Raw genomic sequence first — 22,686 nt, forward strand, 5'->3', positions numbered from 1 at the left:
TAGAGCCTTTTCCAAATCATCAACAATTATGTTGTAAGCATGCTGCTATTTTCCTCATGAAGAAGAACTAGAATCAGTTGTGGAGTCTCTAAATGATTTTTTGACGGGGAATCTTGGTAGAGAATTGACGGATGGGTAGGGCTGCCAGGCCAATTGCCAGACAAACTAAAAACCAAAAAACCGGATCATACCTGTCATAGAGCAACCTGTATATGGCAGTAAATGAAAACAATATTAGCCCTGTAATTTCCCAAATAGGCTCATTGACCAATTGGTTTTTGGCAGTGGATGTGGGAGGTAGATTGACAAGGATTTTAAGTTCATCCCAATGCCATAACAAAAGACCGATATTGGCCAACAACATCATTCCCGTAATGCCTGGAGTGTAATTAAAGTCCATTGAAATAGTGATGATAAATACATTAAGAATAATGGGGAAGTTAATCACTGCACCAAGTTTCGCATAGCGCTGTGTCATCAGTAAAAAACCGGCTATCAATTGTCCCCAGCCCAGAAATTGCCAATAAATTCCAGTTTGGTACATGGTTTCAAAAAAATGCATAGCAGTTCCAAATGGTGCGTCCTCATGGCTGACTGTCGTGAATCTTTTTCCCTTGATTTTGATGATACTTGCAAATACAAATCCTCCTCCCAACATCATCCGGGTATAAACAACCAAAAGCTGGGTCCAAAAATTTAATCGGATTTGTTTCATAGGTTAATGATAATTGGAAACTTAAAAAGTTACAAATAATTTTAGAATTCATGTTAAATATGATTTAATGTCCTATCATAAAAAAAGTTTGCGGAGAACTTTGATGATGTCTAAAACCTGAATTAATACTTAATATGTTTTCCCAAATTCGATAAAAAGCTAACCCAATGAAAAGCCATTTTTTATTCAATTTTCAATATATTTAACCCCCAATGTAAAATGGTTGAAGATGAAGGAACTTCTATCCTCATAGTTTATATTTAGAATGTATCCCAATGCTAGATACTTCATTAGATTCAACAAATTTTTATTTTTTAGTAGCCGTTATACAAGGGGTTTTACTTTCTATTTTAATAATTTTTCAAAAGTCTTTTAACAAACCTAATCTTTTCTTCGGCCTACTGATCTTATTATTTTCATTTTCTCTGCTTCACATGATGTTAGAGGATTCAATTCCAGGCTTTAATGCCCAATTCCCAATTCCAATGGATTTTACCCTTGCTTTCGGGCCGCTCGCCTATCACCACATTCTTCAAGTAAAAAATCCATTACGGGAACTCAAGAAAATGGACCTAATGCACTTTTTTCCCTCTATATTAATTGACGGGATTTTCTTTTTCATTTCCCGCTCTTACTTAGGGAATAATCCCAAATGGGCAAATGAACATACCAATTTAATTCTGACCATTGCAACAATAATAATAGCGATTGGGGTCATTCAATTGACTCTTTACACTTATTTGATTTACAAGGAATTCAATGATACCAAACAAGTATTAAGAGAATTTACAAAAGTCCAAAGGTGGTTGACCTATCTGTTAATATCCTGGTGTATCCTCATAGTTTTTTTAGTCATAACTGTCTCGGTAGTGTTGATTTATATAGAAGAATTTGATAATTATAACCATTTGGTATATAAGCCATTGTGTGCCATAATTGGTTTACTTATCTACATTTTAGGCTATTCGTATCTTGTGAAGTATAGCTCAATAATTAGGAGTTATATGGATAAAGTGAAAAAATTTAATTTCACTAATGAAGAGTTAGAAGAAAAGAAAAAATTGGTATTAATAGCTATAGAACAGGATGAGCTTTTTAAAGATCCTCAAATCACTCTAGCCAAGCTGGCAGGCCACCTAGGCTGGCCAATTTATATCCTTTCAAGCATGTTAAACGAAGTGCTAAAAACCAATTTCAATGATTTGATCAACAAGTATAGAATTGATCGTTTTAAGCAACTCATTAGTTCTCCAGATGTTAAGAAATACTCCATTGCAGGTTTAGGTCTTGAAGTAGGGTTTAGTTCTAAGGCATCATTTTACCGTGCTTTCAAAAAAGAAACAGGTATCACCCCAACAGAATATATTAATTCGAAGGATTAAAGGTCTCAAATAGCAATTTGAGACCTCTTCAATTTGACATGAATAGCACCCCTTCCTACTTTCGGTCGTTGATTTTGTATGATCTCATTCATGTCATCCCAATCAATAAGTATTAGTTTCATCAAGTAAACGAAAAACCAGAAATGAGAATAATTTATCTTTTAACTTTTTTATATCTTATATCTTTTACAGCATCAAGTCAACATGCTTTTAAAAAAGAGGAAGTGCTGGAAGATTTGCATTATTTGCGGAAGTCTTTAAGAGATGCACATTATAATTTATATACTTACATAACCGAAAAAGCTTTTAATAGAAATTTTGAAGAAATAAAATCCTCAATTTCTAAGGACAGTCTCTCTATGCTTGAGATTACTTCTTTATTCCAAGCTGTGATTTCTGAGGCCAATAATGGGCATTCAGAAATCCCTTTTCCAAGTGCAGTCTACGCTGATTATGCTTATTCAGGCGGAACGCTTTTTCCTTTAGAAATAGCATTTGAAGATGGTAAAGCACTTATCCGTAAAAACTGGTCAAATAATGATTCTTTAGAAATTGGCTCCGAAATAATTAGTATTAATAAACTAACCATAAATGAGGTGCTACAGAAAATATATCCATTGGTATCAGCGGAAAGAAGATACTTTAAATTAGCTAAAATAGAGCTTTTTTCATTTCCTAGGCTCTATTGGCAGGCATTTGGTGAGCAGGAAAACTTTGAAATTGAAATTAAGAAGGACAATAAAAATCAAAAATTCCAAATCAAATCCATACCTCTCATTGAGGACTTTGAAATGAAAAGAAATGAAATATTTTCAGAAAAAAGGGAATTCCGGTTTTTCAATCAATCTGCTTACATAAGACCTGGGAATTTTAGTGGGGATGAACAAAAATTCAGGAGTTTCATAGATTCCTCATTTGTTGAAATTATCAGAAGGAATCCCCCTAACCTGATCATTGACCTTAGAAATAACCTTGGTGGAGACGATTCTTTTAGTGATTATCTGGTTTCATACATTGCTGACCAACCTTTTAAATGGAATTCTGAATTTACTCTCAGAACTAGTTCAATTTTAAAAGCTCATGTCCGGGAAAATTATGACATTACCAATCCATTTTGGCAAAGTGTTTTAATGCATGAAAACGGCAGCATTTATGCTTTTGAATTTGACAAATATAATCCTCAACCAATAGATAAAAGATATTCAGGTAAAGTTTATGTCTTGGTGAACAGACAATCTCATTCACAATCAGCAGTAACAGCCGCTCAAATTCAGGATTATAAATTTGCTACTATAGTAGGCGAAGAGACCGGTGATTTTCCAAGTTTATATGCCAGTCAATACAATTTTAAGTTGCCTCAGACTGGTATAGAAGTTAAAATTGCTAAAGGCTATATAGTACGTGTGAATGGCAGTAAAAAAGCTGAAGGAGTAATACCTGATATTTACATAAAAGACCATCTTTTAGATGAAGAAGATGAAATATTGGATGGTTTATTAAAACACATTAATATAAAGGATTAAGAATAATAATTAAATGACAACAATAGTCCTGCATACTTTCCTAGCGTTTTTGCCTATTCAGTTTTTTCCCAATCCCGTTCTGTGCCAGTGGAATAAATCTCAATAGCAAAAGAAAAAAGATTAAAAATATCCGTATGGTTAACAAATTGGAAAGAAATTTAATACCCCCATGAAGCGTTGACTTCAAACTCCAAGATCATGAAAATTAAAAACGCGTCTCCAAATAACGTTTTACGGGACATTGTAAAAGAATATTATTTCATTCATTTAGATGCAAAAAGTAAAACTAAGCAAATACCAATTATTGATGACTGTAGTTACGACCTCATATTTTTCAAAGAGGCAAAAGCAATCTTTGTTTGTGATACCATTCCAAAGAATATTTTAATTAATGAAAAGATTTTTACTATCCATAACCTTAAACCTCCTTTCAAAATAAGATTTGATAAAACCCTGACCTTTTTTACAATTAAATTACAACCTTGGGTAAATGGTTATTTTTTTTCCCATTTAATGGGCAGAGGTATTATAAACTTAGAATCCTTGGATGAGAAACTATTGGAGTTTTATAGAGATGTATTTAAGAAAGAGAATATTGAAAAAATATTTATGATAGCTGATGAATTAATGCTTCATAAAAATTTTGATTTATCTAATTCTATGGTATTGGTCAAATCAATTTGTCAATATATAGAAGAAAAAAAAGGGATTATAACTGTTAATGAACTAGGCGAACATTTTAATAAATCCAGACAATATTTAAATAAGATCTTTAAAAGAGAAGTGCTGTATAGTCTGAAATATTTTATTACTGCAAGTAGAATATTGAGTTTGGTTAAATATAAATCAAAGAACAGCGATATATCATTGACTACAATTTGCTATGAATATGGCTATTTTGACCAACCGCATTTTATAGCCGATTTTAAAAAAGTTTGTGGAGTAACACCAACCCAGTTTTTCAATAATTTACCTGAATTTTTGCTTAGGCATTGATGTTGTTTCCATTTTTACAATTAGTCCAATAATTCAATTTTTAATTTTGTAAAAAAAACAACAATGAAATTCCAGTCAATAATCATTTTTGCCATCTCCTGTATTACTCTTGTCTCCTGTAAAAATGAAGATACAAAGAGTACTCAAACCTCAATTCCTGGTTCTATAGATCAATATATGACTGCTTTAACCAAGCTTAAGCAATTCAATGGGGTACTATTAATTGAAGACAGTTTAGGAAACGCTTTCTCGAAAGCATATAATATTGAAGATGGAAATGTACCAAGTTTACCAGTAACAGTAGAACATCAATTTGACCTACGCTCAATAGCTAAATTGCTAGCAAAAGCATCTTTAATAAAATTAGAGCATGAGGGAAAAATACATTTTGATCAAAAATTGTCAGAATTCTTCCCTGATTTCCCAAGGGGAGATGAAATTACTATAGACCAACTTATGCATCACAAGTCGGGCCTGGGAAGAGAGTTATCCAATTACGAGGGCCCTAATGCTCAATTATCTCCTAATGAGATAATAGAATTGATCCATCAGGAGAAGTTGGAATTTGAACCAGGCCAGGATTCCAGATATTCGAATTTGGGATTCCAATTGTTATATAAAATAGTAGGCGACTTAAGTGGTGGTACATATGCAGATTACCTTAGAAATAATTTCTTTGACCCTCTTGGTATGGATAATTCAGGTAGCCACTATTTAGACCCGAAAGCCCGTCTTGATAACTATGCATATGGTCATTTTTTATATGATATGGATAGCGTTCAAAAAGTGGGGAAAGATGATTCTGATATGCAACAAGGCCATACTTTTTCAACTGTTAATGACATGAAAAAATTTCTTGATTTTATCGGCAGCAACAAAATTTACGAGGAGCTTATTGAAGATGATGCCATCTCTCATGCAGGTGGAAGCAAAGGTAAAAGGGCGTGGGTTTATTCTGATCAGAAAAAAAATTACAAAATTATATTTCTGGCCAACTACGATAACATCCCATTTTCTAATCTCACAAAAGATTTAAGGGATATGATGGAAGGGAAAGAAGTAGAAATACCAGTAGAGGTAAAAAGGCAAGCGGTTGAAGTTGCAGCATCAATTTTGAAAAATTATACTGGTACCTATGACTTTGTTGATGCTGGACATATATTGATAAGCATTAAGTTTGAGGATGGAGGTTTGAACGCTTATCAAAAAGGAGAATTAGCAGGTGCATTGATTCCTGAAAATGATTCTACATTCTTTTGGGATGCCAAAAGCAAAGAATCTTTTATTTTCACCACTGACGAGGAAGGGAATCAAAAAGCTTTAATGGACTTCCAGGGAGTGAGATGGGATGGGGTTTTAATAAAATAGCAATTACCACAAAAAATATATTTATGAAGGCGTTAAGATTTTTATTTATTCTTCTGGGATTATCTATGGGTAGCTGTCAATCCCAAAAAGATAGACCCCAAAAAGAATATGAATTAATTTCGGAAGATGGTGAAAATAGGATTGAAAAATTTGATTCCACCGATTTAGACTTAGCCATTGAACTAAAGAAAATGGCTGAAATCGACCAAATAGCAGCATATATCCCGCAAGGTAAGTACAAGGAATTGACAAGTGAACAATGGATTGCCTTCAAGGACAGTGTGTTTTCTACACACCAAGTGCGCCTAAAAGAAATTTTTGACAAATACGGATTTGTTGGCTTTGACTTAGCTGGAGAGGAAGGTTCAAGCAACTTTTGGTTAATGGTTCAACATTCTGACCACGATCCGGAATTTCAAAAAGTAGTGTTGGAAAAAATGAAAATTGAAGTAGACAAAGGTAATGCTGACTCCAGAAATTATGCATTGCTTTTTGACCGGGTTCAATTGAATACCGGTCAAGCACAAATTTATGGAACCCAAGTGGACTATAATATGGAAATTTGCCAGGCATTTCCCAAAAATCTTGCTGATAGCGTGAATGTAAACAAAAGAAGAAAGGAAATGGGACTTCAACCATTGGAGGAATATTTAAACGATATGACGCTTATGAACTTCGAGATGAATAAAGAATTTTATGCAAAAAAAGGTATCATGGCGCCCAAATTATATAAAACTAATTGATATAGGTCAATCAGGGATACTATTTCATTTTTGTCCTTTTAAGAACAAAAATGTTCACATTAATTTGATATTAAATCTGATTTCAAGCCCTTTTTGGACAATATTCAGTAATTTATACTTGGCATGGCAATTGGCAAGGAATCGTTCACGAGGCATGGTGATTTCCCCTATTTCTAAATACAAAAACCTGTGGAATCTCTTTTGATTTAAAAACCTCCTTATTTAATTTTTCGTGGAATTGATTAATATTTCGTAATACCTAAATAAGAAATGGAAGAATATATAAAGTGCTTTGGTTGTGGTTCAAATTCACTGAACATTGAAGGAGAGACCCACGATTATTTATTATCTTCACCTGGTTGTTGGATAATGTTCTGCGAAGTGATGGATAGAGAATACTCAGATTTTACCTATGCCAAAGCTCATCACTTTACTGTAGATGCCTACACCTCACAGCACGTGGGTATTAAAGACGATAAAAGAGCTATTAATTCTATCAATATTCATTTGGCCTCTCTATATATGATATTTGAACGGGATTTACATGTTGCCGATGCTGCATCGTTCAAAATGAACTTTTCGCAATATTTCAAAGGTAGTGAATTGTTAAAATGGCTTGAACCTCCAGCAACATTTGGAGAATTAACCATTTATGAATTATGGGATAACAACAAACCAGAATTACATTATAATTTAGCGGAAAAATGGGCAAAATCAGTTTGGGAATCATGGAAGCATCAGCATGACCATATTGGAAAATTGGTCAATGATTTTTTAAACAATCAATAATCTAAATAGCAAAAAATGTCTATAACCAAAGAATCTGAACTTGAGGGAATGAAAAAGATAAGTGACGTTGTTGCTTACACCTTGAAGGAAATGAAAAACTTCGCCCGACCTGGTATGTCTACAAAGCAGCTTGACGATTTTGGAGCAAGTATTCTTAAGGATTTTGGAGCAGATTCTGCGCCGTTCAAAACATATAAGTTTCCGGGCTGGACCTGTATCAGTGTTGACAATGAATTTTGTCACGGTATACCTTCATCAAAGAAAATTTTAAAGGAAGGGGACCTGGTAAATATAGACGTTTCCGCAGAATTAAATGGATTTTGGTCAGATAATGGAGCATCTTTTGTTCTTGGTACTGATCATAATGGGCATCAAAAACTTGTCAATGCATCAAAAGAAATTCTCCATAAAGCAATTAATAACATTAGGGGAGGGGTTAAAATTTCGGATCTTGGACATATCATTGAAACAGAAGCCAAAAAGCGGGGATATAAGGTTATTAAAAACCTTACCGGGCATGGAATCGGCAGAAGTCTCCACGAAGAACCTTCCGAAATCGCAAACTTTAGGGACAGATTGAACCAAATGAGATTTAAGAAAAACAGTGTGGTGGCAATTGAGACTTTTATATCAACCCGATCAAATTATGCGGTTACTTTAAATGATGGCTGGACAATGGTAGGCGATAAAGGTGGTTTTATGGCCCAACATGAGCATACCATAATTGTTACCGACCAAAAACCTATTGTTCTAACTGAAAAAAATGAGATTTGGGATTGAGAAATTGAGCAAAATGAATCAAAAAAATTGTCAGAATAAACGGGTCAAGAGCTTTTGGAAGAGGCAAGAAGCAGAGATTCTTTCAATACCCAATACTTTCCTGATTTGAGGTACATATTATAGGTTTTTTAATTTTTTTTCGCTTTATTAAACACTTAGGAAATTTATAGGAATTAACCCCGTATTTCACATAGTTTTTTAACTGTCAGATGAGTTGTTAAATACCTAATCAATAAAAATGTAATTGCACCAAAATATTTGACCATGGCTGATCCGATTAAGTTATTGTTGAACGATATCAAACTATCCCGAACCCATATTATCGAGCTTATTAAGGACATAGACAAAGATGGAGGTTCATTAAAATTAAGTAAAGATCATTGGAATATTCAAGAAATTATAGAACACCTAGTATTGGCTGAAAGAGGAGGATTTGATCTAATTTTTACAGCTGCTGAAAATTTTAGAAATGGCACTCCTATTTGGTCAGGGCCTAGTGAGAATACCGGACAAACCATTGAAGAAATAATACATAGAACATGGAAGGAAAAAGAAACGGCACCCCCTTCTGCAACCCCTCAAGGAAAATGGAGTCTTGGGGTTTGGACTTCTCACTTCAAAAATTGTGACGACCTTTTATTGAATTTAATACCTGTTCTTAAAGATTTACCATTGGAGGAGGTCATTTACCCTCATTTTCTTTGCGGTCCGCTTAATGCCATTCAAAGATTAGAGTTTATAAGATTCCATATTGATAGACATTTTCACCAGATTTCAAATCTTAAAAAAGACTTGGGGATTTAATTGGGGAAGGCTCGGGTAGGGAATTTTCCAGGTCTATCACAGTCTCCTATCCTTAACACAAAACCAGTTCATTTTTTTATAAAAAGATAAATATTGATTTCTTTGTGTTTGACTCGACGAAAAAAGTTGCTTTAAAAATTTGACTGTTTTTCTGATTTGTTATAAAAACAGGACCTGCGTTAAACCTTTGTCTTTTATTTAATACTTTGAACTAATATTAATTTGGAAACTTACCATGTTTTAAATGGAGATTGTTTAACTGGCCAGTTAAAAGAAATCAGAATTGACCAGAATTTTATTGTTTGTAGGGAATGCTTGATGGAAGGGGACTTGGCTGCCGATAACCTTTCAGATTTTTTTAAAATAAGGGCGAAATTTATCAAGGAAACCTTCAATACTTCAGAGGATTTTTATTATTCCAAGACAGCAGGTGAATTTGAGAAATTAGTGGCTATTCCAGATGACTCAAAAGTTTGTCTTTGGTTTGGTAATGATCTATTTTGTCAGGTAAATATGTGGTTTGTGATTTCTTTGTTTGCAGACAGATCTAATATTCAGGTATATAGAATTTTTCCAGCCAATATTGATTCTTATGGTACTTGTAAGGGATTTGCAGTATCCAATGCTGAAATGCTTGAACAATCTTATGCTTCAAGAGAAATTTTTAGACCCGAAGACATGGAGCTGGGAAAAAATCTGTGGACGGCTTTTAAACATGGGGACTTCATCAAATTAAAGGAATTGTCAAAGGTGTCTTCAAACTGTTTTCAACACTTGGACAAAGTCTGTCAGGCCCATATGGACAGATTTCCAAAAGATAACTCCTTGGGAAGGCCTGAAAAAATTGTAAAAGAAATCCTTGAGACAAAATCAACCAATTTTCAAGACGTTTTCATGGAATTTTCAAATAGGGAAGGCATTTATGGATTGGGGGATTTACAGCTTAAAGTCATTTACGATAAAGAAATTAAGAACTTGCAAAAATAAGGTATTTTCAATTTTAAAATGACGAAATATTTATTATCAGCCTTTTTTATACTTATGTTTTGCATAGGTTCATATGCGCAACAGGCCATAAATAAAGATAGTCTGTATATCATTCAGGACAGTGTACTTATCCCTACGAGAGCAGGAATAGCTATTTCAGCGGTTATTGTCCGGAAAAAAACTAACCAACAACCTTTGCCTGCCATTCTTTTTTATACCACTTATCATCAGGGAGTAGGAGATGCCATCTTTGGAAAAAGGTCTGCGGACCGGGATTATGTGGGAATTGTAGCTTATGCCCGAGGTATTAAAACTGATTTGAAATATTATGCACCCTTTGAAAACGAGGCTACAGACGTTCATGACATTATTGACTGGATAAGTAAACAGCCATGGTGTAATGGAAGTGTGGGAATGTTCAGCGGAAGTTATACTGGCTATTCTCAATGGGCAACTGTAAAAAATACACATCCAGCATTAAAAACCATTGTTCCTCAGGTAGCGGTTATGCCCGGGTATGATTTTCCAATGGAAAACAATGTTCCCTTATCCCATATTTTGAGTTGGAGCAATGACAACATTTATAAAAATAAACCCTTATCGAGGGACTTGCAATTTGACTATTATAATGAAGGAATAGCATATAATAAATTGGATAGTGCAGCAGGTCTTCAAAATCCAATTTTCCAGAAGTGGTTGTCTCATCCTGCTTATGACGATTATTGGCAATCTATGGTTCCTACGCCGGAAGAGTATGCCGAGATCAATATTCCTGTTTTGACCACAACCGGCTATTTCGATGGATCCCAAATCGGAGCACTTCAATATTTCAAACTCCACAACAAATACAATAAAAATACAGCGCATTATTTGGTCATTGGACCCTATGACCATTGGGGCGGACAACGTCAGCCTGCGAAAAACTTAATGGGATATGAGATAGATAGTGTTGCCAATATCAATATGATGGATTTGGCATATCAATGGCTTGATTATATTTTAAAAGAGAAAACAAAACCTGATATCTTGAAAGACAAGGTAAACTTCCAGGTAATGGGTACCAATGAGTGGAAGCATGCAGCTACATTGCAGACAATTAATAATGATACTTTAACTCTTTATTTGGATCATCAAACATTGACTGATCAAAAGCCAAAAACAAAAAGATTTGAAAAACAAACGATAGATTTTAAGGACAGGGATAGCCAAAACAATTATTACACACCTGAAATTATCTTCGACTCTCTGGATGCAAGTAATGGTTTGGTTTTTACTTCTAAGCCTATTGAAAATGAGTTTATTATAAGTGGTTCTTTTACAGGGAATCTTTTGGTGGGCACCAACAAAAAGGACATGGATATTTCCATGGCATTTTACGAGTTAATGCCGGACGGAAGATATTTTTTTCTAACCCGTTATGTGGGAAGAGCAAGCTTCGCCAAAGACAACACGAAGCGTCAGCTACTACGTCCGAATAAAAAAGAAAATATTTCTTTCGACAATACGCGGTTTGTCAGTAAGAAAATAAGCAAAGGAAGTTGTTTAGTCATTTTGCTCAACATCAACAAACATCCCTTTGAGATTATCAACTATGGTTCCGGAAAAGATCCCGCACAGGAAACCATAAAGGATGCCGGTAAACCAATGGTAATCAAATGGTTTAATAGTAGTTTTATTGAAATCCCGGTATGGACAGATCAATATTTATAGAAACCGATAGAACATTCATGCGGAATCTGACAATAGAGGATGCGATTGACTTTTATCATCTTAATCTTGACCCAGAGGTTTTGAAATTTACGGGTGATAGACCCTTTGTAAACTTTCAAGCTGCAAAAGACTTTCTTTCAAACTATGATCAATACGAAAAATATGGTATAGGACGCCTTGCTGTAATAAATAAAGAAACACTAAAATTCATGGGTTGGTGTGGATTAAAATTCAGATCGGAAGAAGATGACTATGATATTGGGTTTAGGTTTTTCAAGGAATATTGGAAAAGAGGTTTTGCAACAGAAACAGCTAAAAGCTGCTTGGATTTCGGTTTTAAAGTATTAAGGCTTGAAAGAATTATTGGGCGGGCAATGAAAGAAAATATCGCCTCCATCAAAGTTCTCGAAAAAATTGGTATGACTTTTTGTGGAGCATTTGATTTTGAAGGGCAGCAAGGAGTTAAATATGAAATATTTAATTCTTCCTTAATAAAAGATAGTTATGAAAAGTAACTATAGATTTTACTTATAATAATTTATCTGGAATTTGATTCATTCCCTTTTTTCCTCAGCTATGAAGGAATTTGGGTAGATATAGTTACTTTCATATTTCACTTTCAAATGAATTCATATATTCCGTCCGCATCCGAACAAAATTGTTCGCCTCTTTTTAATTCCTCCAGATCAAAACAAGGATTTCAATAAAAATTAGGCATTTTCCTTTGGCATAGGTCTTGAACCATAGAAGTAGATTTTTGATCCTGGAACTTTAAAAAATAGTTTTATGCTGAAAAACTACTTCATCATCGCTATAAGGAACATCAGGAGAAACAAACTCCGAACGCTAGTTCATGTGCTTGGGCTATCTCTTGGTATTGCTATTTGTCTGCTTATTTTCAATGTGGTCATGCATGCTTACAGCTTTGACAGGTTTCATGCGGATGCCGATAGGATTTTCAGGATTAATACCTTAGAGGAGTGGGAGGAAGGTAACATCTTTCAAACTTCCGGTACCAACGGTCCATTGGGAGAGGTAATAGACGAAGAACTTTCCATGATTGAACAAAAAGGAAGGTTATATTCTCTTTTCCAGGTAATGGTAGCAATACCTGAGCAAAATAAGGTAATAGGAAGAAGTGATAAAGTTGCCTTTGCCAATCCTGGATTTTTTGAGATTTTCCAAAGGAATTGGTTGGCAGGAAACCCTCAAACAGCACTTTTGGAACCCAACTCAGCAGTTATTACTGAAAATAGTTTGGAAAAATATTTCCCTGGATTGGAAGCCAATGAAATCCTTGGGAAGGAAATCCTCTGGGTTGATGCTTCAGACTCCATTTATGCCCAGGTAAAGGGTGTAGTAGCTGATTATTCAAAAAACACGGATTTTATCTTTACGGACTTTATTTCTTTCAGCACGATTGCCAAAAATGAAAAAGAAGAATGGTATGGCTTACATAGTTGGAACAATTTAAATACCTCCAATCAGCTTTTTGTGAAAATTACGGAAAATTCAGGAAAAGCAAATTTGGATAAAGGACTGTCCACGTTGGCAAAAAAGTATTTTAATGATTCGGAAAGTCATCCTGAATATGTTGGAGAAGAACTTTCAGAAATTCATTTCAGCGAAAATTACGATGATACGACGATTTCAAAAACTTTGTTGAATGGACTGGTTTATATTGGTTTCATAATTTTGCTGTTAGCCTGTCTGAATTTTATCAATTTGGAAACTGCTTTGGCCATAAATAAATCTAAGGAAGTAGGTATCCGAAAAACCCTTGGCAGTAATCGCGGTCAATTGATATTTCAATTCTTGAGTGAAACTTTTGTATTGGTACTTTTGGCATCAGGGGTTTCGATTTTTATTGCTGATTTGATCAAAACATATTTTGCGGGTTATCTCCCTGCAAATTTCGAAGCCTCTTTCCTAAGTCCTCTGAGCTTGTTTTTCCTGGCATCCAATGCCATATTGGTAACTTTGGTATCCGGGCTGTATCCAGGATTTGTATTGGCCAATTACAATCCACAGCGGGCACTCAAAGGTGAGCTGCATCATGAACATGGTTTTTCTTTTGGGGTTTTTCTAAGGAAAAACCTGGCAGTTTTACAGTTTACGGCTTCCATTACTTTTATTATCATGGTTTTGGTGTTGACCAGCCAATTGAAGTATATCAGTTCTCAGCCTTTGGGCTTTGAAAAAGAAGCAGTTATGTACACAAATCTTCCATTTATGGGAGAAAGAGACCAAAGAGAGTTGTTGGCAGATAGAATCCGAAATGAAAGCTTCGTGCAAGGAGTGAGTCTGAGTAATAATTTGGTTTCTTCTAACTCCATTTGGACTTCTGATGCCTATGTGATGGTGGATTCGGTGGAGCAGCAATTAAATGTACATGTGATGAATGTGGATTCTGCATTTGTGTCTGTCAACGGGATTCCTTTGCTGGCCGGTAGAACAGCGAATAATGTAGGGAATGAAATTTTGGTCAACCGTAATTTTCTTAAAGCCATGGGGGCAACAGACCCTCAGGAGTTGATTGGGCTGAGCATTAACTTCAGAGCGGAACAGAATACCATAGTTGGGGTAGTGGAAAACTTCAATGCAAGGAATTTGAAGGAAGAAATTATGCCTATGGTGCTCATATACCAACCCGACTATTACTACCTGCTTACAGCAAAAATATCTTCCCAACAAAATCTGGCTTTTGCCAAACAGAGACTGGAATCCATTGTACAGGAAGTGTTCCCCTATGAAGCTTCGGGGTTTAATTTTATGGATGAGGTTTTGGAAGGTTTCTATGAGGAAGACAGAAAAATCCAAGGTGTACTTGGATTTGCAGCAGGTGTTGCCATCCTGATTTCTATTTTGGGATTATTCGGTTTATCCTCATTTACTATTGCCCAAAGGACGAAAGAAGTCAGCATCCGAAAGGTCTTGGGAGCAAGTATACTTCAGGTGGTTGCACTGGTCAGCAAGCAATATGTTTGGCTGGTATTGATTTCTTTTACTTTGGCATCATATCCAGCCTATTACTTCAGCAATAAATGGCTGCAGGAATATGCCTACAGGATTGATATGCCCTATCTGTTATACTTTGCTGTAGGTGCCGGGGTGCTTTTATTGGCCCTTTTGGTAGTAGGATTTCACTCTCTTGGAGTTGCCAGAACCAATCCGGCAAAAGTGCTGAAAAGTGAATAGTCCCTCGACCTTTGAGGTTTTTATTAACCTTGAAGGTCTTGGTCTTAAAAAGGAGATGCTAGAAGCGAGAGATTAGAAACAAGAAACAAGATGCAAGATACAAGAACCAAGGCAGGAGAAATGAGAGAAAAGTAACAAGAAAGGAGATACTTGAGTCGTGAATCTAAGGTAGATTTAACCCTGAAGGGGTTAAACCTTGAATTGCCCCGAGTGGAACTCGGGAATTTAGGAATATAGATTGATGCATCAACCCTGAAGGGGTTGAATTAATAAAGCAAATATAGTTTAGCCCATAAACAATATAATAGCTCAATTAACCCAGACTAAATACCATTTACCACGCGTCCATCTTGGCTGATTTTAATTGGTACATTGTACTAATACCAAACTCTTTAATTCATAACAAAACCCAATCATATGCTAAAAAACATCCTCAAAATCGCCATAAGAAGCTTCTGGAAAACAAAGAGTATTTCCATCATCAATGTCTTGGGTTTGTCTTTGGGTATTGCACTTTGTTTGATCATTGCGCTTTTTGTACGAAACGAACTGAGTTATGACAAGCACTTTCCCAATGCGGAGAGGATTTACCGGGTAACTTCTGATATTGTTTTTGGCGGTAATGCCATGAAAATGACCTATGCCCCTGCGCCAATGGCGGATGCTTTAGTTGAAGAGATCCCTGAAGTGGAAGCAGCAGTACATTTTAGAAATCAGGGTTCTTTTTTGATCAAGAGGTTTGAGGAAAATATCAAAGAGAATAAAGTCATTTTTGCGGGTAAAGATTTTTTGAAGGTGTTTAACATCCCTTTGATACAGGGAAATAGCAAGGGTGCATTGGATGAACCCAATACCATGTTGATCAGTCAGACTTTAGCTGAAAAGTTCTTTAAAGGGGAGAATGCGGTTGGGCAAAGTTTGGTTTTGGATAACAAGACTGATTATAAGATCACAGGGGTATATGAGGATATTCCGGAAAACAGCCATTTTGATTTTCATGTTTTGCTTGCTGCAGAAGGCCTACCCGAAGCAAAATCCCCAAATTGGCTGGGCAATAATTTTCAGACCTATTTATTGGTAAACCCCAGTGCGGACGTTAGGGAAATGGAGCAAAAAATTACTGCCATGACAGAAAAGCACATCAGCCCTGTACTTAAGCAGGTTTTGGGAGAGGATTTTACTTTGGAAACCTTCAGGGAAAGCGGGAATAAGTTGGAATATGCCTTACAGCCTCTACTGGATATCCATTTGCACTCTGATCTTCAAGGGGAGTTCAAGGCAAATTTTTCCATCACTTATGTATATCTATTTGTTGCAATAGCAGTATTTATCCTTCTGATTGCCTGCATCAACTTTATGAATCTTGCTACTGCCAAATCCTCTAACCGTGCCAAGGAGGTAGGAGTGAGAAAAAGTATGGGATCGGATCGCAAGGATCTGTTTTTTCAGTTTATGACAGAGACTTTCCTGATGAGCTTGATTTCTTTTTCTTTGGCAATTTTTATTGCTTCTATATTACTGCCTTTCTTTAATGACTTGGCAGGTAGAAATTTAAAGCTACCATTGGATGGGATCGGTTTTTATATTAGCCTACTTTTGGGTTCAATCCTTGTAGGTTTTACGGCAGGCATTTATCCGGCATTTTTCCTTTCAGGATTTAAGCCTGTTAATGTATTGAAAGGGGATGTGTCCAGTGGCATGAAAAGTGCTAAAGTAAGAAGTTCCTTGGTGGTCTTTCAATTTTCAATATCGATTATTCTGATTTTCTGTACGATAGTGCTGTTTTCCCAGATGAATTTTATACAGAATAAAAACCTGGGATTCAATAAGGAGCAAATTATCATGGTACATGATTTATATGCCTTAGGAGATCAAAAGCAATCCTTTAAGCAGCAAATTTTAGGTAGTTCCCTGATCGAAAAAGGAACCTTGAGTGGTTACTTGCCGGTTTCCGGCACCAATAGGGCTGATAATCCTTGGTGGGTTTTGGGAAGGGACATTCAGGATCAGGAAAATCTGGTATCGATTCAAAATTGGCGGGTGGATTTTGATTATATCAACACCTTGGGGATGACAATTATCCAAGGAAGGGATTTCTCCATGGATTTTCCATCCGACTCATCCGGTGTCATTATCAATGAGTCAGCTTTAAGAAATTTTAATTTCGAAGGAGATCCGATAGGGCAGAAAATCTCTACTTTTTCAGGGAATAATATTTCAGGCCTGGATACAGAGAATTTGGAGGTCAGAACAGTGATCGGAGTAGTAGAGAATTTTCATTTTGAATCCCTAAAGGAAAACATCGGAGCTGTATTGATGTACCTGGACCCTAACCCGACAGGAATTGCTTCCTTTAAGTTCAGGGCGCAGGATGTACAGGAAGTATTGCAATTGGTGGAAACGAAATGGAAAGAATTGGCTCCTGGGCAGCCTTTCACCTATGAATTTTTGGATGAGCGGTTTGCATCCATGTATGCTTCAGAAACCAGGATAGGAAAGGTTTTTGCAGCATTTACCGGATTTGCGATTTTTATTGCCTGTATGGGATTGTTTGCCCTGACTGCCTTTACAGCTGAACAGCGTAAGAAGGAAATCGGAATCAGAAAGGCTTTAGGAGCCTCCGTAAGTTCTTTGGTGTTACTCCTGTCAAAAGAGTTTACCAAGTTGGTTTTGATTGCCTTTTTAATAGGTGCACCATTGGCCTGGTGGGGAATGAAATCCTGGTTAGAAAACTATCAATATAAGATTGATTTAGGTTTTGGAATATTTTTTCTGGTGGCTGTTGTAGTGCTATTGATATCCTGGTCAGTTATGGGGCTACAATCTTTTAGAGCAGCTAATTCAAATCCTATTGATTCATTAAAAAGCGAATAAATGTGAATCTTAGATCATGATTGGATTTTCGTCCGCCAGCGAACAATGTTGTTCGGAACAAAATACAATAGTTTATTCAAAAAGGCCTCAAAACATCGTTTTGGGGCCTTTTTTATGGCATGGGAATGGGATAGATACAAATGATTAATAATTAATTACCAATTAACAATTACCAATTACCAATTACCAATTACCAATGATCAAAAAAAATTGAACCAATTGAATTTCTAATGATACAACTTACCAATATTGACAAATTTATAGAATCCCGGTTTCAACGGATATTTATATTAAAAGGAATTGACCTGACCATCGAACAGGGAGAGTTTTTGACTTTAATGGGACCTTCCGGAGTCGGAAAATCCACCTTGTTGAATATTATTGGTCTATTGGATGAAGACTATGAAGGTCAATATGTTTTTGATGGAAAGTCTATCAATGGCATGAAGGATAAGCAAAAATCCAATCTCCATAAATCAGAGTTTGGCTATATTTTTCAGGCCTACCATTTAATAGACGAGCTGACAGTTTATGAAAACATAGAAACCCCACTTTTGTACCGGAATGTTTCTTCATCTGAAAGGAAAAGTATCATAGCAGATTTATTGGATCGGTTCAAGATGGTTGCCAAAAAGGACCTTTTCCCTGAACAGTTGTCAGGCGGACAGCAGCAATTGGTGGGAATTGCCCGGGCTATTGCGGGAAAGCCAAGGGTTTTGTTGGCAGACGAGCCTACCGGTAACCTACACTCTGCCCAGGCAAAGGAAATCATGGAGGTATTTAAAGAACTTCATAAGGAAGGCACCACTATTATCCAGGCAACCCATTCCAGAGAAAATGCAGATTATGGAACCCGATTAATTGAAATGTTGGACGGAAAAATTGATAGAGATATTACCATTTGATATGAAAAAATTACTGATTACCAGTTTGATATTAGGTGCGTTTATTGGAGAAATAAAGGCTCAGGATACTTTGAGAATTAATTTTAGGGAGGCTGTACAGATCGGTTTAAACCATAACCTTACCTATCAATCCTTGCAAAATCAACAAGAAGTGCTTAAGATAGAAAAAAAGGCAGCTGTTTTGGGTCACCTTCCCAGTCTCAACCTGAGCAACAATACCTTTAGGCAAATTGGACAACAATTTCAGCAGGTGGAAGGTGAACTGATAGTTACCACTGAAGCCAACAATATCATTACGGCCAATTTAAACACCAACATGCCCATCTTTAATGGCGCCAGAAGAATCAATACCACAAGAGCAACCCATTATTTTGAGGAAGCAGGTAAATATGGATTGGAAAGGGCAGCTCAGGATGTGATGTTCAATGTGGCACAGCAATATCTCCAGGTATTATTGGATCAGGAATTGTACCGTATTGCATTGGAAAACCTTGAAAACCAGAAAAAACAATTGGAGCAGATTGAAGGATTTGTTCAGGCCGGTTTAAGGACCCTTTCTGATCAATATAACCAACAATCAGAAGTGGCCAGGCTGGAAACAGTAGCTTTGAATGCCAAGATCCAATGGGAAACAGACGCTTGGGTCCTCGCTGAAACACTTCAATTAGAACCGAATGTATTGCCTGTCGTTGAACCGGTCAGCATAGTACCAATGGAAAGTGAGTATTTTAATATGCCATTGGATGAATTATTTGATTTGGCACTTCAGCGAAGGAAAGATTTCCAGCAACAACAGCTTATGGAGAATGGGAATAAAAGAATGTTGGCAGCCAGCAAAGCGGCATATTATCCCCAGATCAATGCTTTCTTCAATTACAATACCTTCTATACTTCTTTTGATGAAAGGAGTATCAATGCCCAGTTGTGGCAGATTTTCCCTCAGCAATCACTTGGCTTTTCCCTTAACATCCCAATTTTCAATAATTTCAACAACAAAGCCAATGTGGTCAGAAGTAAGGTTCAGTTCCATAACCAGCAATTGGAAAGAATGGCATTGGAAAGAAGGATAGGTCAGGAAATAAAGTTATCCTATGAAAATTATAAAGCAGCGATCAAAAGAGAAGAGGCCACCAAGGTACAGTTGACGGCAGCAGTGGAAGCCCAATCTGCCATTTCGGAAAGGTTTAGGCTCGGTGTCAGTAACTTTGTGGATCTTTCCCAGGCCAATCAACAATTGGTCACTGCCCAGTCGGATTATGCCCAAGCCTTATATACCCTCTTTTTTCAAGAGATCATATTGAGGTATGCATTGGGTGTATTGGAAGTAGGAGAGCAAACAGCAGAATGAAAAAGGAATTTAAATAGACTTTAATATGTCGAAAAAGGCCAGGTGCTTCGCCTGGCCTTTTGATTTTTATTCTTCTGAAGAATTCAAATTGTATACGTACAACTTGGTATTTCCTGAGGTCATAGTTTCAAGGTTTTCCGAATCATTTTTAGCCGTATAGGTTATTGCCAGGCAACCTGAAGCATTTGTTGAAGTTACGTCATAGTCAAAACTTGCAATGGTTTCTTCTCCTAACCTTAACTCAAAGGAATTGATACCATCTTCCAAGCTCAATTCAGACATTTCCATGGAGGAGAGAAAATGAATATCTTCTGATGTTTTTTTAATTTCAAATTCAACCTCTGATTCCTCTTCTTCTTCTATAGCAAAGAGCTTCATGGATTCTATGTCAAATTCTTCTTCATCCAGAATTAGGTTTTCTTCTTCATCTTGAAGCACCATTTGAAAGGCTGCTAAATTTTGATCCGTGCAAGGAATTTTATCATCTTCATTATTACAGCTTGATAGTTGTGTAATCATTCCAATCGCGCAAACAGTAGGCACTAGTTTTCTAAAATTGATTTTCATAGTTTTTAAAATTATTTGAGTTTTTTAGTATTGAGCGCTCAGCCACCAATACGTTGGGGTTTTGAGTTTCGCGACAGCTTTTGATCTAAAATTTTCAGAATTTGAGGTTTTGGACTGAAAATCAGATTAAAAAAATGTTGGCTCTTTGATTTTTTCTCCTTCCAAAAAAATAATAATTGAAGGCTCTACCAATTCTTTTTTTTTACATGCACCTGAAAAGGTACCGATTTATAAACCCGAACATTTGATCAGAGCGGTGAAATTATGTTTGTGGTGTAAATGAAAATTTAAACCAATTCAATTTAAACCACAAAATGATGAAAAAATTAATAATGGGCTTAGGGATTCTATTCCTGGCCTTAGAAACTTTTGCGCAGAACCTTGAAAACAAAATGGATTCCCTTGCAGCAAGCCTGACTGGGGATGGTTTGCCTGGTTTTGTTATTGGTGTTACCAAAGGAAATGAGGTGATTTTCCAAAAGACTTATGGTCAAATGAATCTTGACTACCAGATGCCCATTTCCAACCAAACAACTTTTAACCTGGCCTCAGTTTCCAAACATATCACTGCATTTGCAATTTTGAAGTTAGAAGAAGAAGGAAAAATCAATTTGGATGCAAAGATCCAGGATTACATTCCGGAATTACCTGACTACGGAAAGGAAATCAAAGTCAGACATTTGATATATCATACAAGTGGTTTGGGCTCCACGGATAACATCCGTCTATTTGCCGGGATTTCTTTGGAACAGCCTTGGACGGCTGAAGATGAGCTTGAACTTATTAAGAGCTACAGGATTCTTAACTTCAATCCAGGAGATGAGTTTTTGTATTCTAATGCTGGCTATGCCTTATTGGCCAAAATCATTGAAAATGTAAGTGGTCAAGCCTATGATGATTATATTGAAAATGAACTTTTTATTCCTTTAGGAATGAACAATTCCTTTGCTTATACCAGACCTGGGAAAACAATTCCGAACAGAGGGGTTGGTTACAAAAAAGCAGCTAATGGTGTGGAAAGAACGCTTACCGAGTCTGAGTCTGTTGCAGGTGGCACAAATATCTACATGAGCTTGGAGGATATGTTGATCTGGGGGAGGCATTATTTTCACCCTAGTTTGTTTTCATCCAACATTAGACCAAGATTGGAATCTTCACCTGCCAAACTAGCAGATGGTTCTGATTTAAAATACTCATATGGATTAAGTCTGGTCGACTATAAAGGAATTCGACTTGTAAGCCATTCCGGCGGAACCATGGGATTCTCTGCCTATTTTACCTGGTATCCAGAACACAACATGTTTGTAGCGGTGGCAGCCAATAATCAAAATATAAGTACTGCCACCATTTCCAGATTGGTGACAGAAACTTTGCTCTCTGAGTATTTTGTTGAAGTGCCTGAGACAGAAAATGAAGATCTAGATCTCCCTGTAGACCAATTGAGGAAATTTGAGGGAGAGTTTAAAATGGAAGATGGAATGGTACTGACTTTTAAGGAAAAGGAAGGTAAACTATTCCTTTTAATTCCTGATGCACCTGAATTTGAGTTGTTTGCCTCCTCGCCATTAAAGTTTTACCTGAAAGCATTTGAAGCACAAACAGAATTTTTGATTGGAAGCAATGGGGAAGTAAATGAATTGGTCTGGTACCAAGGTGGTAAAAGTTTTCCGGGTAAGAAAGATGATGGGACTATGCCCGTTCCTGGTCCTGACAAAGACGAATTATTGGGGAATTACTTCAGTGCTGATCTGAATGCAGGGTATCAAATAACTTTAAATAATGATTTACCAATTTTGGTAATGCCCCAGACTTTGAAGTATTACTTGGGATTGGAAAACCTTCCTTTGGAACATATAAATGGAGATAGGTTCAAAGTTGAAAAGCTAGGGGAGATTTACTTCACAAGAGATATCCGAAATAAGATCAACGGATTTGTAATCAAAGATGTGGGGAGATTGAGAAATATACCGTTTTCCAAAATCAATTAATTTTCACCC

18 protein-coding genes are annotated in these 22,686 nt (G+C 36.3%); 16 read left to right on the forward strand and 2 right to left on the reverse strand.

Annotated features, from left to right (window positions below; genetic code table 11):
• Window positions 1-88: 88 nt before the first annotated feature.
• On the reverse strand, window positions 89-715 hold the full coding sequence (locus ACFSKV_RS04770) for a hypothetical protein (RefSeq protein ID WP_380800743.1): 627 nt from the start codon (window positions 713-715) through the stop codon (window positions 89-91).
• 1,004 nt (window positions 716-1,719) lie between these two features.
• Between ACFSKV_RS04770 and ACFSKV_RS04775 the strand changes: the two genes are divergently transcribed.
• From ACFSKV_RS04775 to ACFSKV_RS04845, 15 genes are all read left to right on the forward strand, one after another.
• Complete coding sequence (locus tag ACFSKV_RS04775) at window positions 1,720-2,097, forward strand: helix-turn-helix domain-containing protein (protein WP_380800744.1); 378 nt, start codon at window positions 1,720-1,722, stop codon at window positions 2,095-2,097.
• A gap of 143 nt (window positions 2,098-2,240) precedes the next feature.
• Window positions 2,241-3,620, forward strand: a complete 1,380-nt coding sequence (locus tag ACFSKV_RS04780; RefSeq protein WP_380800746.1) for a S41 family peptidase — start codon at window positions 2,241-2,243, stop codon at window positions 3,618-3,620.
• 198 nt (window positions 3,621-3,818) lie between these two features.
• Entirely contained in the window at window positions 3,819-4,616 is a 798-nt protein-coding gene (locus ACFSKV_RS04785) for a helix-turn-helix transcriptional regulator (protein WP_380800747.1), read from the forward strand.
• Between the two features lie 63 nt (window positions 4,617-4,679).
• A complete protein-coding gene (locus ACFSKV_RS04790; protein WP_380800748.1) occupies window positions 4,680-5,984 on the forward strand; it encodes a serine hydrolase domain-containing protein in 1,305 nt (434 codons plus the stop codon).
• A gap of 23 nt (window positions 5,985-6,007) precedes the next feature.
• Window positions 6,008-6,727, forward strand: coding sequence for a DUF6624 domain-containing protein (locus ACFSKV_RS04795; RefSeq protein ID WP_380800749.1), 720 nt, complete (start codon window positions 6,008-6,010; stop codon window positions 6,725-6,727).
• A gap of 270 nt (window positions 6,728-6,997) precedes the next feature.
• A complete protein-coding gene (locus tag ACFSKV_RS04800) occupies window positions 6,998-7,516 on the forward strand; it encodes a DUF5946 family protein (protein ID WP_380800750.1) in 519 nt (172 codons plus the stop codon).
• 15 nt (window positions 7,517-7,531) lie between these two features.
• A complete protein-coding gene (gene map / locus ACFSKV_RS04805; RefSeq protein WP_380800751.1) occupies window positions 7,532-8,296 on the forward strand; it encodes a type I methionyl aminopeptidase in 765 nt (254 codons plus the stop codon).
• A 264-nt stretch (window positions 8,297-8,560) separates the two neighbouring features.
• Window positions 8,561-9,100, forward strand: coding sequence for a DinB family protein (locus tag ACFSKV_RS04810; RefSeq protein ID WP_380800752.1), 540 nt, complete (start codon window positions 8,561-8,563; stop codon window positions 9,098-9,100).
• A 222-nt stretch (window positions 9,101-9,322) separates the two neighbouring features.
• A complete protein-coding gene (locus tag ACFSKV_RS04815; protein ID WP_380800754.1) occupies window positions 9,323-10,087 on the forward strand; it encodes a DUF1835 domain-containing protein in 765 nt (254 codons plus the stop codon).
• 18 nt (window positions 10,088-10,105) lie between these two features.
• Window positions 10,106-11,797 (forward strand): CocE/NonD family hydrolase, encoded by a 1,692-nt coding sequence (locus tag ACFSKV_RS04820; RefSeq protein ID WP_380800755.1) that lies wholly within the window; start codon window positions 10,106-10,108, stop codon window positions 11,795-11,797.
• Between the two features lie 17 nt (window positions 11,798-11,814).
• Window positions 11,815-12,312, forward strand: coding sequence for a GNAT family N-acetyltransferase (locus ACFSKV_RS04825; RefSeq protein WP_380801379.1), 498 nt, complete (start codon window positions 11,815-11,817; stop codon window positions 12,310-12,312).
• A gap of 271 nt (window positions 12,313-12,583) precedes the next feature.
• Window positions 12,584-14,995, forward strand: coding sequence for an ABC transporter permease (locus ACFSKV_RS04830; RefSeq protein ID WP_380800756.1), 2,412 nt, complete (start codon window positions 12,584-12,586; stop codon window positions 14,993-14,995).
• Window positions 14,996-15,412: 417 nt separating this feature from the next.
• Window positions 15,413-17,869 (forward strand): ABC transporter permease, encoded by a 2,457-nt coding sequence (locus ACFSKV_RS04835; RefSeq protein WP_380800757.1) that lies wholly within the window; start codon window positions 15,413-15,415, stop codon window positions 17,867-17,869.
• Window positions 17,870-18,099: 230 nt separating this feature from the next.
• Complete coding sequence (locus ACFSKV_RS04840; protein WP_380800758.1) at window positions 18,100-18,774, forward strand: ABC transporter ATP-binding protein; 675 nt, start codon at window positions 18,100-18,102, stop codon at window positions 18,772-18,774.
• A 1-nt stretch (window position 18,775) separates the two neighbouring features.
• Window positions 18,776-20,122 (forward strand): TolC family protein, encoded by a 1,347-nt coding sequence (locus tag ACFSKV_RS04845; protein ID WP_380800759.1) that lies wholly within the window; start codon window positions 18,776-18,778, stop codon window positions 20,120-20,122.
• A gap of 66 nt (window positions 20,123-20,188) precedes the next feature.
• Here ACFSKV_RS04845 and ACFSKV_RS04850 read toward each other — a convergent pair whose 3' ends face one another.
• A complete protein-coding gene (locus ACFSKV_RS04850) occupies window positions 20,189-20,689 on the reverse strand; it encodes a hypothetical protein (RefSeq protein WP_380800761.1) in 501 nt (166 codons plus the stop codon).
• A gap of 317 nt (window positions 20,690-21,006) precedes the next feature.
• Here ACFSKV_RS04850 and ACFSKV_RS04855 point away from each other — a divergent pair, with 317 nt between their 5' ends.
• Entirely contained in the window at window positions 21,007-22,677 is a 1,671-nt protein-coding gene (locus ACFSKV_RS04855; RefSeq protein WP_380800762.1) for a serine hydrolase, read from the forward strand.
• Window positions 22,678-22,686 lie beyond the last annotated feature (9 nt).

This window comes from Shivajiella indica (assembly GCF_042683085.1).
Lineage (GTDB): Bacteria > Bacteroidota > Bacteroidia > Cytophagales > Cyclobacteriaceae > Shivajiella > Shivajiella indica.